At 69.4% G+C, this 6,419-nt stretch carries 7 protein-coding genes; 5 read left to right on the forward strand and 2 right to left on the reverse strand.

All coding sequences use genetic code 11. The annotated features are described in order from the left end of the window. The coding region (locus tag H0W38_RS13805; protein ID WP_292454999.1) for a sigma-70 family RNA polymerase sigma factor at positions 1 to 398 on the forward strand (398 nt) is incomplete at its 5' end. Between the two features lie 33 nt (positions 399 to 431). On the opposite strand, the gene H0W38_RS13810 is transcribed toward H0W38_RS13805, so the two are convergent. Together H0W38_RS13810 and H0W38_RS13815 are read right to left on the reverse strand one after the other, a co-directional pair. Continuing rightward, the gene (locus H0W38_RS13810; RefSeq protein ID WP_292455002.1) at positions 432 to 2,252 is read right to left on the reverse strand and encodes a UdgX family uracil-DNA binding protein; all 1,821 of its coding nucleotides are present in this window, start codon (positions 2,250 to 2,252) and stop codon (positions 432 to 434) included. 66 nt (positions 2,253 to 2,318) lie between these two features. After that, positions 2,319 to 3,602 carry a putative DNA modification/repair radical SAM protein gene (locus H0W38_RS13815; protein ID WP_292455005.1) on the reverse strand — a complete coding sequence of 428 codons (1,284 nt, stop codon included), beginning with the start codon at positions 3,600 to 3,602 and terminating at the stop codon, positions 2,319 to 2,321. Between the two features lie 153 nt (positions 3,603 to 3,755). Here H0W38_RS13815 and H0W38_RS13820 point away from each other — a divergent pair, with 153 nt between their 5' ends. The 4 genes from H0W38_RS13820 to H0W38_RS13835 all read left to right on the forward strand — a co-directional run. After that, positions 3,756 to 4,334 (forward strand): NnrU family protein, encoded by a 579-nt coding sequence (locus H0W38_RS13820; RefSeq protein ID WP_292455006.1) that lies wholly within the window; start codon positions 3,756 to 3,758, stop codon positions 4,332 to 4,334. 263 nt (positions 4,335 to 4,597) lie between these two features. After that, the gene (locus H0W38_RS13825) at positions 4,598 to 4,840 is read left to right on the forward strand and encodes a hypothetical protein (RefSeq protein ID WP_292455008.1); all 243 of its coding nucleotides are present in this window, start codon (positions 4,598 to 4,600) and stop codon (positions 4,838 to 4,840) included. Between the two features lie 117 nt (positions 4,841 to 4,957). Beyond that, positions 4,958 to 5,773 (forward strand): PEP-CTERM sorting domain-containing protein, encoded by an 816-nt coding sequence (locus tag H0W38_RS13830; RefSeq protein WP_292455010.1) that lies wholly within the window; start codon positions 4,958 to 4,960, stop codon positions 5,771 to 5,773. 135 nt (positions 5,774 to 5,908) lie between these two features. Beyond that, on the forward strand, positions 5,909 to 6,419 hold a 511-nt coding region (locus H0W38_RS13835; RefSeq protein ID WP_292455012.1), incomplete at its 3' end, for a DNA-3-methyladenine glycosylase I.

Raw genomic sequence — 6,419 nt, forward strand, 5'->3', positions numbered from 1 at the left:
GCGCCAGCGAAGTGGCCTGCGAGCTCGGCTGGTCGCTCGCCAAGCTGCACGCCTGCCTGGTCGAAGCCGGCGCGGCCGCGCAGCGGGCCGGCGACTCGCCGCTCGACGACGAGCCGCCCGACGAAGCCTCGGCACGCGGCGCCACCGACGAAGCCGCGATGCGCGGCGACGAGCATGCCGACCCGCTGCGTGCCTTGCAGCGCCGACAGCGCAGCGCGGCCCTGAATGCGGCCTTCGACCAGCTCGAGGAACGCGAGCGCACCGTCATGCAGATGATCTACGAGCGCGGTCTCGAACACCGCGACGCCGCTGCCACCCTGGGCATCAGCCCGGCGCGTGTATCGCAGCTGCACACCGCCATCGTCGAGAAACTCAAGCGGCGTTTGCGGGACTGGTAGCGGCGCTGGCCGGACCGCGCGAAACGCGTGGTTCTAACCGCCGCCCTGCAGCAGTTCCGTGGCGTGCGCCAGGTCGGTCAGCCACAGCGCGTACGCGGCCTGCCGCTCACCGGCCTGCAAGCGCAGCAGCGCCGAAGGGTGCAAGGTGATCAGCACGCGGCGCCCGTCCTCGCGCAGCAGCCAGCGGCCGCGTTCGCTGGTCACGCCGACGGCGCGGCCCATCAGCGAGCGCGCCGCGGTGGCACCCAGCGCCACGAAGGCCTGCGGCTGCACCTGCTCGATCTCGCTTTCCAGCCAGTGCAGGCAGGCCGCCGCCTCGCGCTGCCCGGGCGTCTTGTGGATGCGGCGCGTGCCGCGCAGTTCGAACTTGAAGTGCTTGACCGCATTGGTCACATAGAGAGCGTCGCGCGGCCAGCTGAGGTCGGTCAGTGCGCGGTCGAGCAGTTGACCGGCCGGGCCGACGAAGGGGCGCCCGCGCAGGTCTTCCTGGTCGCCGGGTTGCTCGCCGACCAGCATCAACCGAGCGCCCGGCGGGCCTTCGCCCGTCACCGACTGCGTGGCGTGTTCGCCGATCGGGCACTCGCGGCAGCGGTCGGTCGCGGTGCGCAGCGCTGCCAGCGCGCGGCCGGCGCCGGCAGCGCCATCGGCCGTGCCGTTCGCGTTGCCTGCTCCGCGCGGGTTGTCCGTATCGGCCGCCTTTGCCGCCTTGCTGGCATCGGCCCCGTCGCCCGCATCGGCCGAAGTCACCGGGCCGCGGGGTTGAACACTCGTTTGCGGCAACCGACGGCGCGGCAGCGCGGCCTCGCGCGCCACCATCGCCTCGCTGCGCACCGCAGACCGCGACGCCAGGGGCTCGATCAGCCGCGCCTCCGGCAGGTTGGGCCAGTAACGGCGCGGCATCTCCTTTTGCATGGCGGCGAGCTTGAGCCGGGCCGGATTGAAGATGTGCTCGTAGTAGGTGAGCCAGAGCCGCTCGCCGGCATCGGCCGGCGGTGCGTCTTCGCGCCGCGCACCGGGGCCGAAGGCGAGGCGCTCGCCGTCCCAGCGCACGCTGTGCACGGGCGTGAGGATCGCCCAGCGCAGGGTGGCGAAGCGGCTCGCGAAGAAGGGAGCGACGGCTTCGACGATGTGGTGCTCGGGTTCGAACCAGGCGATGTGGCTGATCGTGGTGCTCGGGGCGTCCGCCGCATCCGCGGGCCCTGCCTCGCCCTCCAGAGTCGCCGCAGGCACCGTACGGCTACTGGCAGTGCTTTCTGCGGCCGCGGCATCTCGGGCGGGGGCCGGCAAGCTTGCGCTGATCGCGGCCGCGGCCGCCGGGCTCTCGCTGCGCAGTTCGCGAAAGCGCACGAAGGCTTTCATCTTGTGCAGGTCGCGGCGCACCGCCTGAGCGAGGGCGCGCACGGCGATCATGTCGGCATCAAGCGGGTCGTGGCGCAGGCCGGCCTCGTGCAGCAGCCGCCACAGCAGCCGGTAGAGCAAGCCGAAGCGCTGCGGCTCGCGGTGAAGGATGGCGCTTCGGCACAGCTCGACAAAGGCGGCAGGCACTTTGAGTGGGCCTGCTGCGACGCCGCCGCTGGCCGAACCGGCATTTGCGCTTGCATCGGCGCCTGTGCCTGTGCCTGCACCGTTGCCCGCACCCGCACCCGCACCGGAATTCGGACGCGCACCTGAATCCGAACTTGAGTCTTTAACCTGCGGCTCGCTCCAGTCGAACATGCGGGCGCCGTCCTGCGTGCTCCAACTCACCCGCTCCGGCGCCACGTCGTCCCTCAGCAGATCGCGTGCGGCTTGCCGAAAGCCATCGAGGTCGGTTTCGCCGGCCAGCACGATGCGGCGTTGCGCTGCGGTCGTCATCCCGAGCCTTGCTCGCCCAGCGTCCAAGGGGGAACCGCCGGCAAGCCGCATGACCATGAAGCCACGCTAAACCTCGGCGAAGAGCGACACCTGCGTCGGCACGGGCCGCCAGTGCTGCGCAAGACCGCTTGCAGCGTCGAGCGTGCGGTGCGGGCGGTGATCGGCCAGCAGCACGAAGGGCAGGATCTTCTTCAGCGGCAGCCGCAGCGCCGCCAGATCGGCGTGGCGCAGACGGCGCACACGGCGCGCGGCCAGCAGCCGATCGACCGATTTCACGCCGAGCCCCGGCACGCGCAGCAGCAGCTCGCGCGGTGCGCGGTTCAGGTCGACCGGGAAGCGCTCCGGGTGGGCCAGCGCCCAGGCCAGCTTGGGGTCGATGTCGAGCGAGAGCATGCCGGCATGCTCGCCTTGTGCCGGCACGATCTCGCCGTGTTCGAACCCGTAATAGCGCATCAGCCAGTCGGCCTGGTAGAGCCGGTGCTCGCGCACCAGCGGTGGCGCCTTGAGCGGCAAGGCACGTGCCGCATCGGGGATGGGGCTGAAGGCGGAGTAGTAGACGCGGCGCAGGCGGTAGGCACCGTAAAGGCCGGCGCTCACAGCCAGGAGGGCGCGGTCGTCGCTGCCATCGGCGCCGATGATCATCTGCGTGCTCTGCCCCGCCGGCGCGAAGCTTGGCGCCGGTGCGCGACGCGGCGGCAATCCCGGTTGTGCCGTGGGCGCCATGGGCTTGGCCGCTTCCTTCGCATCGTCGATATGCACCCGCAGCCGCGCCATCGAACGGCGGATGGCGGTGGCGTTCTTCTCGGGTGCCAACGCGTCCAGGCCGGCCTGCGAGGGCAGCTCGATGTTGATGCTCAGCCGGTCGGCATAGCGGCCGGCGCGCGCGAGCAGTTCGGCGCTGGCTTCGGGAATCGTCTTGAGGTGGATATAGCCGCGAAAGTCATGCTCCTCGCGCAGCACCCGCGCCACTTCGACCACCTGCTCCATCGTGTAGTCGGGGCTCTGAATGATCCCGGAACTGAGGAACAGGCCCTCGATGCAATTGCGGCGGTAGAAGTCGAGCGTGAGCTGCACCACCTCGTCCACCGAGAAACGCGCGCGCGGCACATTGCTGGAGGCGCGGTTGACGCAGTACAGGCACTCGTAGGTACAGAAGTTGGTCAGCAGGATCTTGAGCAGCGAGATGCAGCGCCCGTCGGGCGCATAGCTGTGGCAGATGCCCGCGCCCCCGTCGGTCGAGCCGATGCCGCGCCCGCCCAGCGAGTCGCGCTGCTCGCCGCCGCTCGAAGCGCACGAGGCGTCGTACTTGGCGGCGTCGGCGAGGATGGCCAGCTTGCGGTCGAGGTTCATGGCGGGCGGGAAAAGCTGGATAAATATACAGGTCGAACGTTTACCCTCCGCTGTCGCGGTTTTACAGTGCGGCCGCGGTGCCCGCGCAGGCGCCTCGGCCCTCGAAACACCCTCCTTGCCGCGCCACAATCGCGCAATTTCCTGGAGCGGCCCATGACCTTGCTCATCCTCGGCCTCGCGATTTTTCTCGGCGTCCATTCGGTGCGCATCGTTGCCGACGACTGGCGCACGGGCATCAGGCTGCGCCTCGGTGAAGGCGCGTGGAAAGGCCTGTACGCAATGGCGTCGGTCGCCGGTCTGGTGCTCATCGTCTGGGGCTACGGCTTGGCGCGCCAGCAGCCGGTCGTGCTGTGGACGCCGCCAGCGGCGACGCGGCACCTCGCCGCTTTGTTGGTGCTCGTGTCCTTCGTGCTGCTCGCTGCCACCTACATGCCGCGCAACGGCCTGAAGGCGCGCCTGCATCACCCGATGGTGCTCGGCGTGAAGGTCTGGGCGCTGGCCCACCTGCTGGCCAACGGCACGCTTGCCGACGTGCTGCTGTTCGGCAGTTTCCTGGTCTGGGCGGTGTTCAGCTTTCGCGCGGCGCGCCGGCGCGACCGCGCTTCGGGGGTCAGCTACCCGCCCGGCACCGTCGCCGGCACGCTCGGCGCCGTAATCGCGGGAGGGGTGGCCTGGGCGGTATTCGCGTTCTGGGCGCACGAGGTGCTGATCGGCGTGCGGCCGCTCGGCTGACGCCCTTGCTCAGAGCCCGTGCGTTCGGATTCGAGATGCCGGAAAGGGGCGGCACTTTGGCAAACACGCCATGCGCGCCTCGAGGCACCGAGGAAGTTGCCCGGGCACGCCGCGCACAGCGCCTGCGCTGAACAGCCGGGCGCGGCACGCTGGCCCCTCCTTCGAGGCCCCTCTTGCTGGGGCCTCATTGGCCTTCCTCCGAGCGATGGCGTGGCGCCGAGGCCGCGTCGATCATGAAGCCATCGATGCCACCGGAGGCTTTCATGCTCGGTCTTTCCGCTCACCGCCTGTTCAAGCCCTCGCAGCGCGCGCCCTCCATCGCCGCCCTGGCGCGCGAGCGTTGCGCGGCGCGTTCACAGACCGAGCCGGCAGCGGAGCCGGCCGAGCCCGCGGGCTTCGGCTGGTTCGATTCCAGCCACGCCTTGCTGGACGGGTTGACCGTGGTCGAGCACCACAGCCTGCACGGTGACACGCTCGAACTCGCGGTGGCGCTGTTACTGCACTGAGCGCACGGCGAGCTAGGGATTGCCCGCACAGGAGGCGTCTTCAAAAGATGCTCCACCGCACATTCGGCGGCCGGGCACCGCACCGGGACCGATTTCTACCAGACCAGGAAAAGATTCATGAAACTGCGCTCCACCTTTATTGCGCTCGCCGCGGCGCTCGCCGCATCGTCGGCACAAGCCGACCCCGATCTTTGGTTCAGCGACAGCAGCGGGCGTCTGGGCATCATCGACGTGGTGACCGGCGAACTGACGACCGTCGGCAACATGTCTCAAACGATGACCGACCTTGCGTTCAGCCCGAGCGGCGAGTTGTTCGGCACCACCTTCGGCGCACTCTGGCGCATCGACACGACCAATGCCGCCACCACGTTCGTCGGCAACCATTCGTCGAACGTCAATTCGCTCGTGTTCGGAAGCGACGGCACGCTGTACGCAGCGAGCAATACGCTCTACACGCTCGACCCGTCCAACGCTGCGGCAACCACTGTCGGCTCGATTCCGTTCTCTTCTGCAGGCGACCTCGCGTTCGTCGGCGGCGAGTTGTACTTGTCGACGGTGTTCTCCGGAACGAACGACCTGATCCGGATCAACCGTGCCACGGGCGCCGGCACGGTGGTCGGCTCGATCGGTCGCGCAGAAGTGTTCGGGCTGGCAAGTCCGAACGGCAGCGACTTGTTCGGCATGGCCGGCAACACGGTCTTTTCGATCGATGTGGCCACGGGCGCAGCCGGGCCCGACCTGCAAGACTTCTCTTCGATGGGGTTCAGCCAAGTCTTCGGCACGACGTTCTTCGAAGAAGCGCTGCCACCACCGATGCCGGCGATTCCCGAACCGTCGACCTGGGCGCTGATGGGTTTGGGCATGGCGGCGCTGACCTGGGCAGTCAGGCGGCAGCGGGCAGGCGCCACGCCCGTCGGTCGAGCAAACGCCTGAAGCATCGAAGGCGCCTGCCCGGCCGGCACCCTGTTCGGCCCGGCCGGGTGAGCCGCGGTCAGGAGGAGCGGGGCGTGTTCGGCGGCGGGAAGAGCCAGCGAGAATGCACCCCGTCTGCCCTCCCACCCGCTACACATGTCCAGCCCGCCTGCAGGCCTGTTCGCCGCCGCCGATGGCCTGCTGCGTTGCCGCTGGTGCGCCGCGACGCCCGCCTACCTTCATTACCACGACACCGAATGGGGCCTGCCCGTGTCCGACGACCGGCGCCTGTTCGAAAAACTCTGCCTCGAAGGCTTTCAGGCCGGCCTGAGCTGGCTCACCATCCTCAACAAGCGCGAGGCCTTCCGCGCCGCTTTCGCCGGCTTCGATGCCGAGCGGCTGGCGCGCTACACCGAGGCCGACGTGGAGCGCCTGCTAGGCGACGCCGGCATCGTGCGCCACCGCGGCAAGATCGTCTCGGCGATCAACAACGCGCGGCGCGTGCTCGAGTTGCGCGCCGAGTTCGGCTCGCTCGCGGCCTATGCCTGGGGCTTCGAGCCGGCGCCCGCGTCGCGCCCGCCCATGTTCACGCACGACGTACTCCGCGCGATCAGCAGCTCGCCGCAATCCATGGCGATGAGCAAGGACCTGAAGCGGCGCGGCTGGA

The sequence above is a fragment of the Methylibium sp. genome, from assembly GCF_013817365.1.
Classification (GTDB): Bacteria; Pseudomonadota; Gammaproteobacteria; order Burkholderiales; family Burkholderiaceae_C; genus Methylibium.